The sequence below is a fragment of the Herbiconiux oxytropis genome, from assembly GCF_024979315.1.
Lineage (GTDB): Bacteria > Actinomycetota > Actinomycetes > Actinomycetales > Microbacteriaceae > Herbiconiux > Herbiconiux oxytropis.
The window spans coordinates 66,956-86,360 of record NZ_JANLCK010000013.1 but is presented as its reverse complement, the minus strand read 5'-3'; the positions used below and the strand labels follow the sequence as shown (position 1 = coordinate 86,360).

Sequence of the window (19,405 nt, the reverse complement as noted above, 5' to 3'; positions counted from 1 at the left end):
CGGCGGCGCTCGTGGCCGCGGCGGTTCGCGCGGCGGCCGTGGCGGCGACAGCGCCGGTGCCCGCTCCGCTGGCGCCGACCGCGCCCCGCGCCAGGGCGGCGACGAGGCAGCGGCCTCCGCCCCTCGCACCGGTGGCGACACCACCGCCCCCACCACCACCGTGACCGCCGGCACCGCCGACTCCGGCGAGGCCGCCCGCGCCAGCCGCAGCCGCAACCGCAACCGCATCCGCAGCGGTTCCCTCGGCGGCACCGCAACCTCATCGGCCCCGAGCGACGCCTCCGCCACGGAGTCCACCTCGACGGGTTCGGGATCCGAGCACCACGACGGCAACAGCGCCCCCCGCCGCCGCTCCCGCACCCGCAACCGGGCCCCCCGCGCCGAGTAGCGCCCACCCCGTGTAACTTCGGATCTGAAGAGGACCGACCCCGTATAGGGCGTCGGTCCTCTTCATTTCTACCGTTACAGATCACCATCACGCCCAGCTCACCCCGCGCCGGAACCCCTGAGTACCAGTACCACCGAGTCCCGTCCGTCCCCAACGCAACAGGGCCCACTCGACGCCCCGAGGTGGCAGCGTGGCCGCGAAGCGACCGCGCCGCCACACGTCCCCCGCGCCGCAGAGGCGGCGGCGCGGCTAATACACCGGCGCCGACCCCGAAGAACGCGCGATCAGCGCCTCCAGCACCTCAGGCGCCGTCGTGTTCTCCCCCAGGCGGTTGGGCTTGCCCTCGCCGTGGTAGTCGCTCGAGCCCGTGAGGGCGAGTCCGTACCGCGACGCCAGCTCCCTCAGGTTCTCCCGCCCCTCCTCGGTGTTCTCGCGGTGGTCGATCTCGAGCCCGAAGAGTCCCGCTTCCACGTACTGCTCCATCGACTCCTCGAGCGCGAGGTCGGCGCGGCTCACGGTGGCGGGATGCGCGATCACGGGCACGCCACCGGCGGCCACGACGAGCTTGATCCCGGTGAGCGGATCGGGTGCGTAGTGCGGCTGGTAGTACCCCGCCCGCCAGTGCAGGATGCCCGCGAAGGCAGCACTCCGGTTGGCCGCGTGCCCGCGGGCCACGAGGGCGTCGGCGATGTGCGGCCGGCCCACGGTGGCGCCGGGGTTCGTCTGGGCCACCACGTCATCCCAGGCGAGGTCGTAGTCGCGCCCGATGCGCTGCACCATCTCCTCCGCCCGCAGCAGCCTGGCCTCCCGGATGCGCGCCGTCTCGGCCACGAGCCGCGCGTCCGACGGATCGAACAGGTACGCGAGCAGGTGCACGCTCGACCAGCCCACGCGCGTGCTGAGTTCCATGCCGGGGATGAGGGTGATCCCGTTCTCGCGAGCGGCGGCGGATGCCTCGCTCCAGCCCGCGGTCGAGTCGTGGTCGGTGAGGGCCACGGTGCCGAGCCCGGCCTCCCGTGCCGCGCGCACGAGCTGGGCGGGCGACTCGGTGCCGTCGGAGACCCTGCTGTGCGTGTGCAGGTCGATCGGCTCCCGGAACAGCCGATCGGAAGACATCCCTCCATGCTAGCCAGTCGCCACGCGCGCTCGTGCCGACGCGCAGCCCCTCACGAGACGCCGCCCAGCCCGGAGGTGGACAATGGAGGCATGGCAGATCCCATCAGCACCGCCCCCGCCACGAGCGCCACCTCACCCGAGGCCACCGAGGCCCCGGAGCCGCGCGCCACCGGCAACCGCTCGACCACGCCCTCCTCCGATCGCTTCCGCGACTACATCGCCAGCGGCTGGGCGGAGCGCGACGAACCGCTCCCACCGGCCCGTGAGCAGGCCGCCTACGCCGCCGCCCGCCGAGCCGCCGTGTCGGCCGCCTTCCCCGGCAAGCGCCTCGTCGTCCCCGCCGGAGCCCCGAAGCAGCGCTCCAACGACACCGACTACCCCTTCCGCGCCCACTCGGCGTTCTCCTACCTCACCGGCTGGGCCTCGGATTCCGAACCCGGCGCGTTCCTCGTCTTCGAACCTGCCGCCGCCGACGCGAGCGACGCCGGAGCCGTCGATCCCGCCGCCGACATCGCAGCCCACACCGTCACCCTGTACTTCCGTGAGCGCGCCGGCCGCGACAGCGACGAGTTCTACGCCAACTCCGAGATCGGCGAGTTCTGGATCGGCCCCCGCCCCTCCCTCGCCCAGGTCGCGAGCGACCTCGACCTCCCCACCGAGGGCATCGCCGCGTTCGCCGACGTCGTCTTCGACGACAGCACGCTCGTCGTGCGCGAAGCCGCCGAGGGACTGCCCGAGGGGGCAGGCGACGAGGCCGACGCCGACTTCCACCGCACCCTCTCCGAGCTCCGCCTCGTCAAGGACGCCTACGAGGTCGAGCAGATGCGCCAGGCCGTCGCCGCCACGGCCCGCGGTTTCGACGACGTCATCCGCGATCTCGCCGCAAGCTCCGCCCACGAGCGCGGCGAGCGTCTCGTCGAGGGCGTCTTCAACACCCGCGCCCGCCTCGACGGCAACACGGTCGGCTACGACACCATCGCGGCGAGCGGCCCGCACGCGTGCATCCTGCACTGGACCCGCAACGACGGTCCCGTCGTGCCCGGCGACCTCATCCTGCTCGACGCCGGAGTGGAGCTCGACAGCCTCTACACCGCCGACATCACCCGCACCCTCCCGGTGAACGGCACCTTCTCGCCCGTGCAGCGCCGGGTCTACGAGGCCGTGCGCGAGGCAGCGGATGCCGCGTTCGCGATCGTGCGTCCCGGCATCCGGTTCCGCGAGATCCACCAGACCGCGATGGCCGTGATCGCCCGCCGCACCGCGGAATGGGGCCTCCTGCCGGTGAGCGCCGAGGAGGCGCTGGAGGCCGACAACCAGCAGCACCGCCGCTACATGGTGCACGGCACGAGCCATCACCTCGGCATCGACGTGCACGACTGCGCCAAGGCCCGCCGCGAGATGTACCTCGACGGCGTGCTCGAGCCCGGCATGGTCTTCACGATCGAGCCCGGCCTCTACTTCCAGCCCGACGACCTCACGGTGCCGGCGGAGATGCGCGGCATCGGCGTGCGCATCGAGGACGACATCCTCGTGACGGCCGACGGCGCCGAGAACCTCTCGATCGGCATCCCGCGCACCGCCGACGAGGTGGAGGCCTGGATGAGGCAGATCAGGAGTGACGACTAGGGCGCGGGCGGGGCGTCGAGCGCGGTGCGGGCACGGTTCGCGTGCTCCGGGCTCACGATGACGGAGTACGACGACGCCACGACCTGCATCACCGAGGTGAAGTCGCGCCGCCGGCGCCCCAGGCTGTAGACCACGATGTTGAAGAACAGCCCGAATCCGGCCCCGATCAGCGCCGCCGCCCCGATGAAGAGCACATTCGCGCTCTCGGGCGCGAGCAGCACGAACAGCAGCCCGAAGAAGATCCCCACCCAGAGTCCCGAGAGCGCCCCCGTGAGGGCGGCCCGCGGATAGCTCATGGCTCCCGTGACGCTCTCCACGCTCTTGAGGTCGCTGCCCACGATCGACACCTCCCTCACCGGGAAGTCGGCCCGGGCGAGCCGGTCGACGGCGGCCTGCGCATCGCCGTAGGCGTCGAAGGTGGCCACCACCTCACCACGCGGGATCACGGGGAATCGGGTGCTGCCTCGGCGCGGCTGGGGAGGTCGGTCGCTCACCCTGCCATCCTCCCATGGCGCCCTGGCAGCCTCCCGGGCGCACCCAGCCGGACGGTCTAGGTTAGTAACCGTGAGTGCCACCAGAGTCTTCGTCGCCCGTCTGGCGGGGTGCACCGTCTTCGACCCCGCCGGCGACCGGCTGGGCAAGGTGCGCGACGTCCTCGTGGTCTATCGCAAGAGCGATCCGCCACGCGTCGTCGGCCTGATCGTCGAGATCCCGGGTCGGCGCCGCGTGTTCGTCTCGATCGGTCGTGTCACGAGCATCTCGAGCGGTCAGATCATCACGACCGGTCTCATCAACGTGCGCCGCTTCGAGCAGCGCGGCGGCGAGGTGCGGGTGATCGCCGAGATGCTCGGGCGCGCGGTCGTCTTCCGCGACGGATCGGGTCAGGCCGTGGTGGAGGACGTCTCCATCGAGGAGCACGGACCCGGCGAATGGGCGGTCTCGCAGCTGTTCGTGCGCCGCCCCAAGACGAGCCCGTCCCCCTTCGCCAAGGGCGCCACGGTGTTCGCCACCTGGGACGACGTGGTGGAGAAGACCTCCGCAGGTCAAGCGCAGTCGGCCGAGCAGCTCATCGCCACCTACAGCGATCTCAAGCCCGCCGACCTCGCCAACACCCTCCTCGACCTGCCTCAGGCGCGCATGCTCGAGGTCGCCGAGGAGCTGCCGGACGACCGTCTGGCCGACGTGCTCGAGGAGATGCCCGAGAGCGAGCAGGTCGAGATCCTCGCCCAGCTCGACGACGACCGGGCCGCCGACGTACTCGACCAGATGCAGCCGGACGACGCGGCAGACCTCATCGCCCAGCTGTCCGAGGAGCGCGGTGAGCACCTCCTCGAGCTCATGCAGCCCGAAGAGGCCGACGACGTGCGCATGCTGCTCGCCTACGCGCCCGACACCGCTGGCGGTCTGATGACCACCGAGCCCATCATCGTGAGCGCCGACGCCACGGTGGCCGAGGGCCTCGCGCTCATCCGCCGGCACGAGCTCGCACCTGCGCTCGGCGCCGCCATCTGCGTCACCCTGCCACCGTACGAGCCGCCCACCGGCCGCTTCCTCGGCATGGTGCACTTCCAGCGGATGCTCCGCTACCCGCCGCACGAGCGGCTCGGCACGATCCTCGACCAGGGTCTCGAGCCGGTCACGGCCGACACGAGCGCCGCCGTGGTCTCCCGCATCCTCGCGAGCTACAACCTCGTCTCGGTGCCGGTCGTCGACGACAACCACCGACTCGTCGGGGTGGTGACCATCGACGACGTCCTCGACTTCCTGCTTCCGGACGACTGGCGCAGCCAAGACAACGACGACGACCCGCCTCCCGCAGCGGATCGCCCAGCACCAGGAGGTGTGACGACCAGCACAGCCTCCATCGCCATCGCACGCCCGAGCATCCGTGAGAGGAGGAGTGGTCGTGGCACGAACACCCGCTAACCGGCCCGACACCGGCCTCGCCGCGCCCAAGGGGCGCCGCACCCCGATCATCTCCCGCCGTCCGGTGCAGAGCCGCGACCGCTTCGGCCGCTTCACCGAGTCCATCGCGCGCGCCATGGGAACCCCGTGGTTCCTGTTCGGGCTCACGCTGTTCTGCGTCATGTGGATCCTGTTCAACACCTACGGACCCGAGGGCCTGCGGTTCGACTCGGCGGCCATCGGGTTCACGGCGCTCACACTCATCCTGTCGCTCCAGGCCTCCTACGCCGCCCCGCTCATCCTGCTCGCCCAGAACCGTCAAGACGACCGCGACCGGGTGCAGTTCGAGCAGGACAGGCAGCGCGCCGAGCGCAACCTCGCCGACACCGAGTACCTCGCCCGCGAGGTCGTGGCGCTGCGTCTGGCACTGCAGGACATGGCGAGCAAGGAGTTCATCCGCTCCGAGCTGCGGTCGCTCCTGGAGGAGCTCGACCGCGACGCGAAGACCTCCGAGCGCCAGGAGTGATCGTGACCGGCCCCGGCACCGCCCCCGCCCCGGTCCCCGATCTCGCGGCGGCGGTGCGCACGGCCCTCGGCCGGGTGATCGACCCCGAGATCCGCAAGCCCATCACCGAGCTCGACATGGTGGGCGGGGTCGACGTGACGGCCGAAGGCGCCGCGTCCGTGGCCCTCAAGCTCACGATCGTCGGATGCCCCGCGGCGGCCACCATCGAACGCGACGTCCGCGACGCGGCCGGCTCGGTGCCGGGCGTCACCGGTGTGTCGGTCGACGTCTCGGTGATGACGAAGGAGGAGCGCTCCGCCCTCACCGAACGCCTCCGCGGGCCAGGCGGTGCGCGCACCATGCCGTTCGGTCCCGGCTCCCTCACCCGCGTCTACGCCGTCACGAGCGGCAAGGGCGGGGTCGGCAAGTCGACCCTGACCGCCAACCTCGCCGTGGCCCTCGCCGCCCGCGGTCTCTCGGTGGGGCTCGTCGACGCCGACGTCTACGGCTTCTCGATCCCGGGCATCCTGGGCCTCGTCGACCACGCGGGTGCGGCCGCGCGGCCCACCCGGGTCGACGACATGATCCTGCCGCCCGTCGCGCACGGCGTGAAGGTCATCTCGATCGGCATGTTCATCGATCCCGAGCAGGCCTCCGCCACGGGAGGCGCCGTGGCCTGGCGCGGCCCGATGCTGCACCGCACCATCACGCAGTTCCTCACCGACGTCTACTTCGGCGACCTCGACGTGCTGCTGCTCGACCTGCCGCCCGGCACGGGCGACGTGGCCATCTCGATCGGGCAGCTGCTGCCCAACGCCGACGTCATCGTGCTCACGACCCCCCAGGCGGCCGCCGCCGACGTGGCCGAGCGATCGGGCCTCGTGGCGATGCAGACCGGCCAGAACGTCTACGGGGTGATCGAGAACATGGCGGGCTTCGCCGCCCCCGACGGCACCGTGCTCGACATCTTCGGCGCAGGAGGTGGCCGGGAGGTCGCGGATCGCCTGACTGCGCGCCAGGGATCGGACGTGCCGCTGCTGGCCTCGGTGCCCATCAGCGTCGCCCTCCGCAGCGGCGGAGACGCGGGCGCGCCCGTCGTGCTCGCCGATCCTGCGGATCCCGCCAGCCTCGCCATCTCGTCGGTCGCCGAGAAGATGGCACGCCGCGGCCGCGGGCTCGCCGGCCGCAAGCTCGGGCTCGCCCCGGCGTGAACGGGCGCCGGGGTTCGGTCACCGCATCCGCGGCTCTCCTCGGTGCGCTCCTGCTTCTCACGGCGAGCGGATGCACGGCGCCGGAAGGCGATCCGGTCGCGTCCTCCCCACCCCCGCCCTCAGCATCCCCGGCGGCAGTCGATGTCCCGGAGCACGTCGTCGTCGACGGCCTCGCACTCTCCATCCTGCAGAACCGCCCGGACTACGCCACCCGCACGCTGCAGCTCTCGATCGGCAACGAGGGCGACGCACCGCTGACCGTCGTCTCGGCGCACTTCGAGTCGACGCAGTTCGCCACCGCCGTCGACTACCCGGGCCCGGTGGAGGTGCCGGCCGGTCTCGTGCGGCAGCTCCCGGTGCCGCTCGGCGCGTCGGTGTGTCCCGCCCCCGCCGATCCGACGCCGATGCTGACGGTCGGAGTCACGGATGCGACGGGTGCAGAGCGCACGGTCGCCGCCACGCCCGCCGACCCCTTCGGCGTGCTCCCTCGCATCGCGCAGGAGGACTGCTTCGAGCACGAGGTCTCCGCCATCGCGGCCCTGCGTCTCGACGACCGCCTGCGCATCGAGGGCTCGGGCCCGGATGGGGTGGCACGGCTCACCCTGCACGTCGAGCCGGCGGCCCGCCCGACCGCGAGCGGCTCACCCGCATCCCTCACGCTCGATGGCGCGGCGTCCACGATCCTGCTGGAGCCCGCCGCGCCCGCCACCGATGCAGACGCCGCCCCCGCTGACGGGGGCGGCGCCGGGTGGCCGCTCGGCATCTCGGTCGCTCGAGGCCACGGTCCCACGTCGATCACCCTCGACGCGGTACCGGCCCGCTGCGACCCCCACGCGATCGCCGAGGACAAACGCGGCACCGTCCTCCCCGTCGCCGTCACGCTCGCCGACGGCACGGAAGGCACCGTGCACGTCTCACCCTCCGACGAGCTCCGCCTGGCCCTCTACGCCTTCATCGCTTCGACCTGCGGCTTCGCGGTGCCGTGAGCCGCTAGGTGGCCTCGGAGTCGTACGTCGTGGCCGCCGCGGCAGCCGTAGCCGCCGGGGCATCCGCCGCTGCGCGCGTCGTCTCAGCGGCAGCCGCGCCCGCCGCCGCCGGAGCGACGACCGCCGCGTCCTTCGCGAGGTCCACCGGACCTCCCGCCGACTTCGCCTTGTGCTGCAGGTACGCCGGCGCGGGCCGGGCGGGCCGGGCGGGCCGGTCCACCGGCCGTACCGCCGGAGCGCCCGCCGCCGCACCGGCACCGGCGGGACCGCCGGGCTCGTCGTCGAGCAGCGCCTCGCGGATGATGCGCCGTGGGTCGTACTGACGTGGGTCGAGCTTCTTCCAGTCGACGTCGTCGAACTCAGGGCCCATCTCGTCGCGCATGCGCTCCTTGGCGCCGTTGGCCATGTCGCGCACCGTGCGCACGAGCTGGGCCAGCTTCGCGGCGTAGCCGGGGAGCCGTTCGGGGCCGAGAAGGAAGACCGCGATCACCCCGATCAGCAGGAGCTTCTCGAAGGTCAACCCGAACATGCTGAAATCATACCGCCGTGGCCCGGCCCCACCTGTGAGCCGCGTGCCTCCGCGGCCGGGGCATCCGCGTTGCCTAAGCTGGGCGCGGAGGCCCCCTTGTCACGCAAAGAATCCAGTTGGAAGTACGCCGACGACATCGTCGTCGAGTCGCCCACCATCACCGCAGCGCGCGCCCACGCCATCGAGCTCGGCGTCGAGTCGGTGTCGCCCGCCATCGGCAGCCAGCTCGCCGTGATCGCGGCGGCCACGGGTGCGCGATCGATCGTGGAGATCGGCACCGGGCTCGGCGTGTCAGCCCTCTGGATGCTCACGGGGGCGCCCGAAGCCACCATCACCTCGATCGACACCGAGGTGGAGCACCAGCAGGTGGCGCGCGCCGCGCTCGTCGAGGCGAAGGTGCCGGCCAACCGCATCCGTCTCATCACGGGCAAGGCCGCCGACGTGCTGCCGCGCCTGAACGACAGCTCCTACGATCTCGTGCTCGTCGACGCCGATCCGGCCTCGGTGATCGAGTACGTCGAGCATGCGCTCCGCATGGTCCGCCGGGGCGGCACCGTGCTCGTGCCGCATGCCCTCTGGAAGGACAAGGTCGCCGACCCGGCGCAGCGCGGCGAGACCGTGGGCGACTTCCGCACGCTCGCGGCCGCGTTCTCGGCCTCGGAGGCCGTGCTCGTGGCGCTCTCCCCTGCCGGCGACGGGCTGCTCCAGGTCACCAAGATCGCCGAGTAGCCCCGGGGCGAACCCGGTTGCGACGGCGGGCGGGAATGCGAACGACCCCGGCGCCGAAGCACCGGGGTCGTGTCGAGCATCTCGGCTAGGCGGGGCTGACCACCCCGGCGAGAGCATCGTGGAGCTCTTTCGCCTCCGCGTCGTTGACGGAGACGACCAGGCGTCCTCCGCCTTCCAGCGGAACGCGCACGATGATGAGGCGTCCTTCTTTCACTGCCTCCATCGGTCCGTCGCCGGTCCTCGGTTTCATGGCGGCCATTCGGCTCCCCTTTCGTGGTAGTCACTGACTATTATCGCGGATCCGAGTGAAGTCATGGAACATCTCCGTCATCACGGGGGTGTCCAGTCGGCTCCGTCCACACCCCAGCCGATCGCCATCCACCCCACCTGGCCGGCGATGCAGACGAGCACGATGCCGACCCGGTAGACGATCGAGCGCGGCAGTGCGAGCGCGCCGAGCGCCGGGAACATCGGCAGGAGCAGCCGGAACACGCTCGACTGCGGGAAGAACACCGCGAAGAGGTAGAGCGCGTAGCTCACCAGCCACAGCCGGAGGTCGACCCCGAGCCGCTTCACCGGCGGCAGGAAGAGGAACACGGCGAAGCCCACCACGATCCCCACCACCACGATCGCGCCGAGCGGCTCCCCCAGCCACCAGTTGCCGCTCTGGAACCAGGCCGTGAACGGCACGAGCTCGCCGTAGCCGATGTAGGCCGCTCGCCAGGCGAGCTCGGTGTCGGTGTAGGCCGTGAGCGATCCCGTGACCGCCCAGGCGATGAGGAGCCACGCGAGCCCCATGACGCCGCTGAACACGGCCAGCACGCACGTCGTGATCCGCTCGGAGACGGGGAACGGATCGCGCTCACGGGTCACGAAGCGGTGCACCACGTGCAGGGCGAGGAAGAGCGCGAACGCGAGGCCGGTGGGTCGCGTGAGCGCCATGACGGCGACGATCGGGAACACCCAGACGTAGCGCCGCGTCACCACGAGATAGAGGGCGCTCACGAGCAGGAGGAGCTGCATGGCCTCGGCGTAGGCGAACTGCAGCAGCGGCGAGAGCGGGGCGACCGTGAGCAGCACCACGCTGAACAGGGCGGCGCCGCGGTTCTTCAGCACGTGCTCCATGAGCTTGTAGAACACGAGGGCGGCGCCGGCGGAGCAGAGCACCGAGACCGACACGGCCACGAGTTCCCAGCTGGCCCCGGTGACGAAGCGGATGGCCTCCACCACGAACGGGTAGACCGGCATGAAGGCCCACGCGCTCTCGCCCACGTGCCCGTCGGCGGTGATGGGGAGCGTGCTCGGATAGCCCGAGAAGGAGATGATCTTATACCAGTTGCCGTCCCAGATGGCGGCGTAGGAGAGGTAGGGCGGGTTGGCGCCCGTCCACGGGTTCTGGCCTTGCGCGCGGGCGAAGAGCAGCACGATCACGGTGGTGACGACGCGCGAGAGCACGAAGATCGTGAGCACGTGCGCCCACCAGGGCAGGCTGGCCAGCCGGGAGGCCCATCCGGGGCCTGAGGTGCCGGCAGCGCCACGGGCCGCCGCCGTCGCCGCCTGCGCGGCGCGCGCCGGATCGCCCGACCGCGCCGCAGACCTCGTCACCACCGACTCAACAGGCACCGACTCGGCAGGCACCGGCTCAGCAGCCACCGGCTCAGACCGCGCCGGTGAGCCAGGCGCGGAGGCCGGCCTCGCAGTCCTCGATCTGGCTCACCCGCACCCGCTCGTCGTCGGCGTGCGCCTTGAGCGGGTCTCCGGGGCCGTAGTTCACGGCGGGAACACCCATGGCGGAGAAGCGGGCCACGTCGGTCCAGCCGTACTTCGGCTTGGCCTCGCCGCCCACGGCCGCGAGGAAGCGCTGGGCGAGCGCGGCGTCGAGCCCGGGACGCGCGCCCTCGGCGAGGTCGACGATCCGGATGTCGTAGCCGGGGAAGGTCTCGTGGATGTGCGCGATGGCCTCCTCGCCCGAGCGGCTCGGGGCGAAGCGGTAGTTCACGTGCACCATCGCCTCGTCCGGGATCACGTTGCCCGCGATCCCGCCGCTGATGCCCACGGCGTTCAGCCCCTCGCGGTAGACGAGCCCGTCGACCTCCACCTGGCGCGGCTCGTAGGCGGCGAGGGTCGCGAGGATGGGGGCGGTCTTGTGGATGGCGTTGTCGCCCACCCAGCTGCGGGCCGAGTGCGAACGCAGCCCGAAGGTTCGGATCTCGGCGCGCAGGTTGCCGTTGCAGCCGCCCTCGATCTGCGAGTTGCTGGGTTCGCCGAGGATGGCGAAGTCGCCGGCGAAGAGGTCGGGCCGGTTCGCCGCCAGGCGGGTGAGGCCATTGAGGTCGTTCGAGACCTCCTCGTGGTCGTACCACATCCAGGTGATGTCGACCACGGGATCGGTGAGCTCGGCGGCGAGCTTCAGCTGCACGGCCACGCCGGCCTTCATGTCGACCGTGCCGCGGCCCCAGAGGTACGCCTCGCCGTCGATCGTCTCGTATCGGGTGGGCAGGTTCTCGTTGAGCGGCACGGTGTCGATGTGGCCGGCGATCACGACGCGCTCGGCCCGGCCGAGGTTCGTGCGGGCCACGATGGTGTCGCCGTCGCGGACGATCTCGAGGTGGCCGGCTCCGGCGAGCGAGGCCACGATCGCGTCGGCGAGCAGCCCCTCGTCACCCGAGACCGACTCGACGTCGCAGATCTGCTGGGTGAGGACCGTCGACGATGCGCTCAGGTCGAGCACGGGCTGGGCGGGATCGAATCTGTCCATATGCAGAAGTCTAGGGTTCCCGGCCCAATACGCTGGAGGCATGCCTGAAGACGTTTCCACTCCCACGCACGCCTGGGGCCACGGCCTCGCCACGATCGCCGCAGACGGCACCGTGCTCGACACCTGGTACCCGGCCCCCGCGCTGGGGTCGGCGCCGGCGGGGGCCGACCGCTCGGTGCCCGCCGATCTCACCGGGCACGCGGTTCCGGATGCGCGTCGCGAGATCTCCGTCTCGGTCACGACGGTCTCGATCGAGCTGGCCGCCCCGCCCGCCTCGACCCCGGATGCGTACCTCCGCCTGCACCTCCTGTCGCACCTGCTCGTGGCGCCCAACACGATCAACCTCGACGGCATCTTCGGCCACCTGCCCATCGTGGCGTGGACGAACGCGGGTCCCATGCATCCGGAGGCCCTCTCGCGCCTGCGCTCCTCCCTGCAGAGGGCGGGCATCCAGGCCTACTCGATCGACAAGTTCCCGCGCCTGCTCGACTACGTGACCCCGGTCGGTGTGCGGATCGGTGATGCGTCGCGCGTGCGGCTCGGAGCGCACCTGGCACCCGGCACGACGGTCATGCACGAGGGGTTCGTGAACTTCAACGCGGGCACGCTCGGCACCTCGATGGTGGAGGGGCGCATCTCGCAGGGGGTCGTGGTGGGCGACGGCTCGGACATCGGCGGCGGCGCCTCCATCATGGGCACCCTCTCGGGCGGCGGCACGCAGCGCGTGTCGATCGGCTCCCGGGCGCTCCTCGGCGCCAACGCGGGCATCGGTATCTCGATCGGCGACGACTCGGTCGTGGAGGCAGGCCTCTACGTGACGGCGGGCACCAAGGTGGTCCTCATCGACGACTCCGGAGCGGATGCCGAGAACCGCGTGGTCAAGGCGGTCTCCCTCTCCGGCGTCCCCAACCTCCTCTTCCGCCGCAACTCCCTCACGGGCGCGGTCGAGGCCGTCTCCCGCTCCGGAGCCGGAGTGACCCTCAACCCCACCCTCCACGCCTGACCCACCTGCCGAACCGTCACTTTCCACGCCAAAATCTTCCAGGTGGTGTGAAAAGTGACGGCTCGGCAGACCAGCCTCTCTGGGTGAGGGCTGCTCGAGTGAGGGAGGGGAGCGAGTGGGTGCCCGCCTCAGGGGTGTGGAGGCCTCCTCGCAGGTGCCTCCAGTCGGCACGCACCAAGGCGTCGTGGCGCTCGATGTCGCGTCGGTACTGCTCGGGGCTCGTGCGATGCTGGTCGCCGTCGTACTCCACGAGCACCTTCCACCGTGGGAAGACGATGTCGCCAAAGGCGAGGAATCGCCCGGCCGCGTCGCAGATCGGCGTGTTCAGCTCCGGATCGGGCAGTCCCGCTCGCAGCAGCTCGAGCCGGAGCCGTGTCTCCTGACGTGACTCCGCTCCGTCCCGCATCCATCGCGCGGCACTTCTCGCCACGGTCTTGCCACGCCCATGAAAGAGGCGCACGGAGTCGATGAGCTCCTCCGTCTTCACGAACGGCCGGGTCTGGATCGCCTGCGCACGCGGAGTGAGGATCAGGTGGTCGGCCGCCGCGACCAGGTCGTCGAAGGCGAGCATCGTCGACAGCTGCAGGAACGTGCTCACCGCATCCGTCACCGGGAGGCCACTGATCCGCGCGAGCCCCACCCGATCCGAGTGCAGGTCATGGCCCACGACTCCGCGCAGCCGGGGGCGCGTGCCGTCGAGCGCCGACACGTGGATGCGCTGCTCCGACTCGTGGACCGCCGGCAGCGGGATCCCCCACAGCGCGGCAGCGGTGGTGTGGCTGAAGCACTGACTCGGCGTCATCCGAGCGGCGTACGCTCGACACCTCCCGAGAAGCGACGCGTCGTCCACCACGCTCCGGACACCGCAGAACGGTCGCGCGAATCGCCGTGAACGCAACGCAGGCTCGCCCACGAGGAGCGCGCCCTCCCGCGCCAGGAACGGCCCCGACAGCAGATCATCGGGAAGGTGAACTCTCTTGGGCATGCCCCATGCTCACCCTGCGCACTCCCTCGCCTGCCCTCGCCCCAGAATCTGTGCACAACCCCCGCGCTCCACAACGCCGAAATGTCACTTTCCACGCCTCCTGAAGGGATTTGGCGTGGAAAGTGACGTTTCGGCAGAGGGGGTTAGCGCGGGGGGAGGTCGCGGGCCGCCGAGCCCAAGTAGAGCTGCTGGGGGCGGCCGATCTTGGTCTGGGGGTCGGACGACATCTCGCGCCAGTGCGCGATCCAGCCCGGGAGGCGGCCGATGGCGAAGAGCACCGTGAACATGCGCGTGGGGAAGCCCATCGCCTTGTAGATGACGCCGGTGTAGAAGTCGACGTTCGGGTAGAGGCGGCGTGAGACGAAGTACTCGTCGTTGAGGGCCACCTCCTCGAGCTCCTTCGCGATGTCGAGCAGCGGATCCTGCACTCCGAGAGCGGCGAGCACCTCGTCGGCCGACTCCTTGACGAGCTTCGCGCGCGGGTCGTAGTTCTTGTAGACGCGGTGCCCGAAGCCCATGAGACGGATGCCCGCCTCCTTGTTCTTCACGCGCTCCACGAACTTCGCCACACCCTCACCGGAATCGCGGATCTGCGCGAGCATCGTGAGCACGGCCTCGTTGGCGCCGCCGTGCAGGGGCCCGAAGAGCGCGTTGATGCCCGCCGAGATCGACGCGAACATGTTCGCCTCTGTCGAGCCGACGAGGCGCACCGTCGAGGTCGACGCGTTCTGCTCGTGGTCCTCGTGCAGGATGAGCAGCCGCTCGAGCGCCTTCGACAGCACGGGGTTGATCTCGTAGGGCTCGGCGAGGTTGCCGAAGTTCAGCCGCAGGAAGTTGTCGACGAACGACAGCGAGTTGTCGGGGTAGAGGAACGCCTGACCGAGGCTCTTCTTGTGCGCGTACGCGGCCATCACGGGCAGCTTCGCGAGCAGCCGGATGGTCGAGATCTCGACGTCCTCCGGCGAGTGCGGGTTCAGCGAGTCCTGGTAGTAGGTCGACAGCGCCGAGACACCCGAGGAGAGCACCGACATCGGGTGCGCGTTGTGCGGCAGGGCGTCGAAGAAGCGCTTGAGGTCTTCGTGCAGCAGGGTGTGCCGGCGGATGCGCTCGTCGAAGTCGCTCAGCTCGGTGGCCGTGGGCAGCTCGCCGTAGATGAGCAGCCACGCGGTCTCGAGGTACGACAGAGACGTCGCGACCTGCTCGATCGGGTAGCCGCGGTAGCGCAGGATGCCCTGGTCGCCGTCGATGTAGGTGATCGCCGACTTCGTGGCCGCCGTGTTCACGAACCCGTAGTCGAGCGTCGTGTAGCCCGTCTGCTTCGTCAGCGACGAGAGGTCGATCGACGATGCACCGTCGACGCTGTCGAGGATCGGGAACTCCGCCGTCCCTCCCGGATAGGTCAGCGTTGCCTTCTTCTCGACGTCCGTCACGGCGCCTCCTTGAGTGATCCTGCCTGGATGTTCGTTGGCGGGACGCAGCAGGAATGATGACCCGTGACCGCGTTGACCCTCATACAGCCTAATGTGACCCGAAGCCCACTGTCGCATCCGCTCACGCTGGTCAGCGGTCGTTGGAGGATTCCGACAGCCGCGATGCGGCGGCGGCGATCCGCTCGTCGGTCGCGGTGAGGGAGAAGCGCACATGGGTCGGATACGACGACCCGTAGAAGTGCCCGGGCCCTGCGAGGATGCCGAGAGAGGCGAGGCGCCCGATCGTCTCCCAGCCATCCCGGCCCTCGGTGGCCCAGAGGTAGAGTCCTGCCTCGCTCCGGTCGATCCGGAGCCCCGCGGACTCGAGCGCGGGCCGCAGCACCGAGCGCCGCGCCCGGTAGAGCTCCTTCTGCGCCGCCACGTGCGCGTCGTCGCCGAGCGCCGCCACCATGGCCGCCTGCACCGGTGCGGGCGGGATCATGCCCGCGTGCTTCCGCACCGTCAGCAGGCGGGAGATCAGCGCCGGGTCACCGGCCGCGAAGGCCGCGCGGTAGCCCGCGAGGTTCGATTGCTTGCTCAGCGAGTAGGCGGCGAGCACGCCCGTGAGGTCTCCCCCGGTCACTCGAGGGTCGAGCAGCGATGGCACGGGTGTCGAGGCCCAGGGCCCGTCCCAGCCGAGCTCGGCGTAGCACTCGTCGCCCACGATCACGGCACCGAGCGAGCGCGCCCGCGCCACGGCCGCCTGCAGCTCGGCCACCGACAGCACCCGGCCATCCGGATTGCCCGGGCTGTTCAGCCAGACGAGCCGCGTCGCCGCGGGCCAGGAGTCGGGGTCGTCGGAGGCGACGGCGGTCGCTCCCGCGAGCTGCGCACCGAGGGCGTAGGTCGGGTACGCGGCGAGGGGATGCACGACCACGTCTCCGGAGCCCAGACCCAGCATGAACGGCAGCCACGCCACGAACTCCTTGGAGCCGATGGTCGGCAGCACGTTCGCCTCGGTGAGCCCGGTGACACCCCGTCGGCGCTCCCACCAGGAGACGATCGCCGAGCGCAGCGGCACCGAGCCGGCGGTCAGCGGATACGCGTGCGCATCCGTCGCCGCGGCCAGGGCGGAGCGGACGAGTTCGGGCGTGGGGTCGACCGGCGAGCCGATCGAGAGGTCGACGATGCCGTCCGGATGCGCGCGGGCCGTCGCCGCGTACGGCTCCATCTGATCCCACGGGTAGTCGGGAAGGGCGCCGAGGGCCATTGTCCGGCCCCGCCGCTAGTGGTCGCCCTGCGGGGGCAGGGCCGCGATCACCGGGTGGTCGTGCTTGATGACGCCGACCTTGGCGGCGCCGCCGGGCGAGCCCACCTCGTCGAAGAACTCGACGTTGGCCTTGTAGTAGTCGGCCCATTCCTCGGGCAGGTCGTCTTCGTAGTAGATGGCCTCCACGGGGCACACGGGTTCGCAGGCCCCGCAGTCGACGCACTCGTCGGGGTGGATGTAGAGCGAACGCTCGCCTTCGTAGATGCAGTCGACCGGGCACTCGTCGATGCAGGCGCGGTCTTTGACGTCCACGCACGGGAGGGCGATGACATAGGTCACAGTTGTTCGTTTCCCTTCGATGACCGGGAGGTCAAGTCTACGGCTTCCGCGGGGCGGGCTCGGGCCATGCGAGCACCACGACGGCCACGAGCGTCGACCCGATCACCCACGCCATCCCGGTCACGTCGGCGGGGATGAGCACCGAGCCGCCCTGGCTCGGCAGCGCGAGCAGCGCCACGACCCCGACGAGCGCGGCGGCCGCGAGCACCGCGGCGAGCCGCGTGGGCGCGACGAGCCGGAGGCCGGCCAGCAGGAGGGCGGTGGCGGGGAGCGCCACGAGCAGTCCGACGGGCACGTCGAAGAGCCCGAACACGCCGAATGACACCTGGTGCACGACGGTGCCCAGGATGCCGAAGACGGCCCCCAGCACGAACGACACGACGAGTGCCAGGGCGCGCGTGCCGCGGGTCGACCCGGCGGCAGCGGGGGGCGGCGCGTGGTCGGGTGCGGCGAGCATCCGATCAGGATACGCGGCCGCAGTGGACAAAAAGCTGTGCGAGTCGTACTCTCGATCCTTGGTAAGGCTAGGCTTACCGAATTCCTATGAATGGATGCGGGTGCTCGCCAACTACCTGATCGGCCTGCGCGAAGGGCTCGAAGCCGCTCTCGTGGTGGGCATCCTGATCGCCTACGTGCAGAAGCTCGAGCGGCCCGATGTGCTGCGGCGGCTCTGGGCCGGCGTCGCCCTCGCGGTGCTCGTGGCGCTCGCCCTCGGCGCCGTGCTCACGTTCGGCACCTACGGCCTGAGCTTCGAGGCCCAGGAGGCCATCGGCGGCGGCCTCTCCATCATCGCCACGGGCTTCGTGACCTGGATGGTGTTCTGGATGCTCCGCACGAGCCAGAATCTCAGGGGCACCCTGCACAGCGACGTCGACAAGGCACTCGTGGGAGCCGGCTGGGGTCTCGTGCTCGTGGCGTTCCTCGCCGTGGGCCGCGAGGGCATCGAGACCGCCCTGTTCATCTGGGCGGCCGTGCAGGCAACGGGCGAGACCACCTTGCCGATCCTCGGGGCGGCCCTCGGCATCGCCACCGCCGTCGTGCTCGGCTACCTCATCTACAAGGGCCTGGTGCGCATCGACCTCGCGAAGTTCTTCGCCTGGTCCGGCGGCTTCCTCATCGTGGTGGCCGCGGGCGTGCTCTCCTACGGGGTGCACGACCTGCAGGAGGCGGGCATCCTGCCCGGCCTCTACGACCTCGCGTTCGACGTGAGCGCCATCGTGCCTCCGGACAGCTGGTACGGCACCCTGCTGAAGGGCACGGTGAACTTCTCCCCCGCCACCACCTGGCTCGAGATGATCGCCTGGCTCGCCTACTTCATCCCCACCATGACCCTCTTCGTGCTCGCGGTGCGACGCGGCCGGAAGCCCAGCAGCGCCAGCACTACCGGCACCACCACGACCAGCCCCAGCACCTCCCATCCGATCAAGGAGCACTCGTGAACACCAGACCCCTCATCGCCTCGGCAGGAGCAGCCATCACCCTGCTGGCCCTCGCCGGCTGCGTGCCGAACAGCCCGGCCGGCGGCGACACGGCGGCCATCACCGTCGACTCCACCACCGACGACTGCGTGGTGAGCGCCACGACCGCCACGAGCGGCACCCTCACCTTCAGCGTCACCAACTCCGGCGACCAGGTGACCGAGTTCTACCTCCTCGCCGACGACGGCCTGCGCATCGTGGGCGAGGTCGAGAACGTCGGCCCCGGCATCTCGCGCGACCTCGTGGTGCAGGCCCAGCCCGGCGACTACTTCACGGTCTGCAAGCCCGGCATGGTGGGCGACGGCGTGGGCCGCGCCTCGTTCTCGGTCACGGGCGACAAGGTCGAGCTCGCCGGCGACGTGCAGGACCAGGTCGACGCGGCGGCCGCCAACTACGTCGCCTACGTCAAGGACCAGGTGGGCCAGCTCGTCGTCGGCACCCAGACCTTCGTCGACGCCTACGTCTCCGACACCCCGGCGCCCGGCGGAGAGAGCGCGGCCGACCTCTACGCGATCACGCGCGCGAACTACGAGCGGATCGAGCCGGTGGCCGAGTCGTTCGGCGACCTCGACCCCGCCATCGATTTCCGCGAGGCCGACGTGCCGCCGGAGGACGAGTGGACCGGCTGGCACCGGATCGAGAAAGACCTGTTCCCGCCGACCGCCGAGGAGAACGGCGGCACCGAGTACGTGCCGCTGACCGCCGACGAGCGCACCTACTACGCCGACAAGCTCGTGGCCGACACGCAGCTGCTCTACGACGCCGTCAACGACCCGGAGTACACGGTCACGATCGACGCGATCTCCAACGGCGCGATCGGCCTCCTCGAGGAGGTCGCGAGCGGCAAGATCACGGGCGAGGAGGAGATCTGGTCGCACACCGACCTGTGGGACTTCCAGGCCAACCTCGAGGGCGCCCGGGTGGCCTACGAGGGCGTCCGCGACATCGTCGAGACGAAGGATCCGGAGCTCGTCACGACGATCGACGACCGCTTCGCCTCCCTCGAGTCGACTCTCGCGGAGTACGGCAGTCTCGACGAGGGCTTCGTCTACTACGACGAGCTCTCCACCGACCAGGTCAAGCAGCTCGCCGATGGCGTGAGCGCCCTCAGCGAGCCTCTCAGCCGGCTCACGGCGACGCTGGTCGGCTAGCCTCCGGGCCCGGCCTA

19 protein-coding genes and 2 pseudogenes are annotated in these 19,405 nt (G+C 70.7%); 10 read left to right on the top strand and 11 right to left on the bottom strand.

What is annotated here, in order from left to right:
• Window positions 1-388, top strand: a pseudogene (locus N1028_RS17655) (hypothetical protein); the annotation flags it as partial.
• A 249-nt stretch (window positions 389-637) separates the two neighbouring features.
• On the opposite strand, the gene N1028_RS17650 reads toward N1028_RS17655, so the two are convergent.
• Window positions 638-1,504: a PHP domain-containing protein gene (locus N1028_RS17650; RefSeq protein WP_259530737.1), complete on the bottom strand. Its 867-nt coding sequence runs from the start codon at window positions 1,502-1,504 to the stop codon at window positions 638-640.
• Window positions 1,505-1,594: 90 nt separating this feature from the next.
• On the opposite strand from N1028_RS17650, the gene N1028_RS17645 reads away from it, so the two are divergent.
• Window positions 1,595-3,130 (top strand): aminopeptidase P family protein, encoded by a 1,536-nt coding sequence (locus N1028_RS17645; protein WP_259530736.1) that lies wholly within the window; start codon window positions 1,595-1,597, stop codon window positions 3,128-3,130.
• Here N1028_RS17645 and N1028_RS17640 read toward each other — a convergent pair.
• Complete coding sequence (locus tag N1028_RS17640) at window positions 3,127-3,624, bottom strand: YflT domain-containing protein (RefSeq protein ID WP_259530735.1); 498 nt, start codon at window positions 3,622-3,624, stop codon at window positions 3,127-3,129. The two genes, N1028_RS17645 and N1028_RS17640, sit on opposite strands and share 4 nt — an antisense overlap.
• 70 nt (window positions 3,625-3,694) lie before the next feature.
• Between N1028_RS17640 and N1028_RS17635 the strand changes: the two genes are divergently transcribed.
• The 4 genes from N1028_RS17635 to N1028_RS17620 are packed head-to-tail and all read left to right on the top strand — an operon-like array spanning window position 3,695 to window position 7,737.
• Window positions 3,695-5,056, top strand: a complete 1,362-nt coding sequence (locus N1028_RS17635) for a magnesium transporter MgtE N-terminal domain-containing protein (protein ID WP_259530734.1) — start codon at window positions 3,695-3,697, stop codon at window positions 5,054-5,056.
• Window positions 5,037-5,561, top strand: coding sequence for a DUF1003 domain-containing protein (locus tag N1028_RS17630; RefSeq protein WP_259530732.1), 525 nt, complete (start codon window positions 5,037-5,039; stop codon window positions 5,559-5,561). Before N1028_RS17635 ends, N1028_RS17630 begins: the two co-directional genes overlap by 20 nt.
• 2 nt (window positions 5,562-5,563) lie before the next feature.
• Window positions 5,564-6,751 carry an Mrp/NBP35 family ATP-binding protein gene (locus tag N1028_RS17625; protein ID WP_259530731.1) on the top strand — a complete coding sequence of 396 codons (1,188 nt, stop codon included), beginning with the start codon at window positions 5,564-5,566 and terminating at the stop codon, window positions 6,749-6,751.
• The gene (locus N1028_RS17620) at window positions 6,748-7,737 is read left to right on the top strand and encodes a hypothetical protein (protein WP_259530730.1); all 990 of its coding nucleotides are present in this window, start codon (window positions 6,748-6,750) and stop codon (window positions 7,735-7,737) included. Before N1028_RS17625 ends, N1028_RS17620 begins: the two co-directional genes overlap by 4 nt.
• A gap of 271 nt (window positions 7,738-8,008) precedes the next feature.
• On the opposite strand, the pseudogene N1028_RS17615 reads toward N1028_RS17620, so the two are convergent.
• Window positions 8,009-8,266: pseudogene (locus N1028_RS17615) on the bottom strand (twin-arginine translocase TatA/TatE family subunit); the annotation flags it as partial.
• A 96-nt stretch (window positions 8,267-8,362) separates the two neighbouring features.
• Between N1028_RS17615 and N1028_RS17610 the strand changes: the two are divergent.
• On the top strand, window positions 8,363-8,995 hold the full coding sequence (locus tag N1028_RS17610) for an O-methyltransferase (RefSeq protein ID WP_259530729.1): 633 nt from the start codon (window positions 8,363-8,365) through the stop codon (window positions 8,993-8,995).
• Window positions 8,996-9,080: 85 nt separating this feature from the next.
• Here the strand turns inward: N1028_RS17610 and N1028_RS17605 are convergent, their stop codons facing one another.
• The 3 genes from N1028_RS17605 to dapE all read right to left on the bottom strand — a co-directional run bounded on the left by N1028_RS17605 (window position 9,081) and on the right by dapE (window position 11,753).
• Entirely contained in the window at window positions 9,081-9,254 is a 174-nt protein-coding gene (locus N1028_RS17605) for a DUF3117 domain-containing protein (protein WP_084361480.1), read from the bottom strand.
• Window positions 9,255-9,325: 71 nt separating this feature from the next.
• Window positions 9,326-10,600 (bottom strand): mannosyltransferase family protein, encoded by a 1,275-nt coding sequence (locus N1028_RS17600; protein WP_259530728.1) that lies wholly within the window; start codon window positions 10,598-10,600, stop codon window positions 9,326-9,328.
• Window positions 10,601-10,652: 52 nt separating this feature from the next.
• Window positions 10,653-11,753 carry a succinyl-diaminopimelate desuccinylase gene (gene dapE / locus N1028_RS17595; RefSeq protein WP_259530727.1) on the bottom strand — a complete coding sequence of 367 codons (1,101 nt, stop codon included), beginning with the start codon at window positions 11,751-11,753 and terminating at the stop codon, window positions 10,653-10,655.
• A 40-nt stretch (window positions 11,754-11,793) separates the two neighbouring features.
• On the opposite strand from dapE, the gene dapD reads away from it, so the two are divergent.
• Window positions 11,794-12,756 (top strand): 2,3,4,5-tetrahydropyridine-2,6-dicarboxylate N-succinyltransferase, encoded by a 963-nt coding sequence (gene dapD / locus N1028_RS17590; RefSeq protein ID WP_259530726.1) that lies wholly within the window; start codon window positions 11,794-11,796, stop codon window positions 12,754-12,756.
• A 16-nt stretch (window positions 12,757-12,772) separates the two neighbouring features.
• On the opposite strand, the gene N1028_RS17585 is transcribed toward dapD, so the two are convergent.
• From N1028_RS17585 to N1028_RS17565, 5 genes are all read right to left on the bottom strand, one after another.
• A complete protein-coding gene (locus N1028_RS17585; protein ID WP_259530725.1) occupies window positions 12,773-13,558 on the bottom strand; it encodes a putative endonuclease domain-containing protein in 786 nt (261 codons plus the stop codon).
• 326 nt (window positions 13,559-13,884) lie between these two features.
• A complete protein-coding gene (locus N1028_RS17580; RefSeq protein ID WP_259530724.1) occupies window positions 13,885-15,171 on the bottom strand; it encodes a citrate synthase in 1,287 nt (428 codons plus the stop codon).
• A gap of 130 nt (window positions 15,172-15,301) precedes the next feature.
• Complete coding sequence (dapC, locus tag N1028_RS17575) at window positions 15,302-16,420, bottom strand: succinyldiaminopimelate transaminase (RefSeq protein WP_259530723.1); 1,119 nt, start codon at window positions 16,418-16,420, stop codon at window positions 15,302-15,304.
• Between the two features lie 15 nt (window positions 16,421-16,435).
• Window positions 16,436-16,759 (bottom strand): ferredoxin, encoded by a 324-nt coding sequence (fdxA, locus tag N1028_RS17570; RefSeq protein WP_259530722.1) that lies wholly within the window; start codon window positions 16,757-16,759, stop codon window positions 16,436-16,438.
• 37 nt (window positions 16,760-16,796) lie between these two features.
• A complete protein-coding gene (locus tag N1028_RS17565) occupies window positions 16,797-17,216 on the bottom strand; it encodes a DUF6113 family protein (protein WP_259530721.1) in 420 nt (139 codons plus the stop codon).
• Window positions 17,217-17,316: 100 nt separating this feature from the next.
• On the opposite strand from N1028_RS17565, the gene efeU reads away from it, so the two are divergent.
• Both efeU and efeO read left to right on the top strand, forming a co-directional pair.
• The gene (efeU, locus tag N1028_RS17560; protein ID WP_259530747.1) at window positions 17,317-18,198 is read left to right on the top strand and encodes an iron uptake transporter permease EfeU; all 882 of its coding nucleotides are present in this window, start codon (window positions 17,317-17,319) and stop codon (window positions 18,196-18,198) included.
• Window positions 18,195-19,388, top strand: a complete 1,194-nt coding sequence (gene efeO / locus N1028_RS17555) for an iron uptake system protein EfeO (RefSeq protein WP_259530720.1) — start codon at window positions 18,195-18,197, stop codon at window positions 19,386-19,388. Before efeU ends, efeO begins: the two co-directional genes overlap by 4 nt.
• Window positions 19,389-19,405 lie beyond the last annotated feature (17 nt).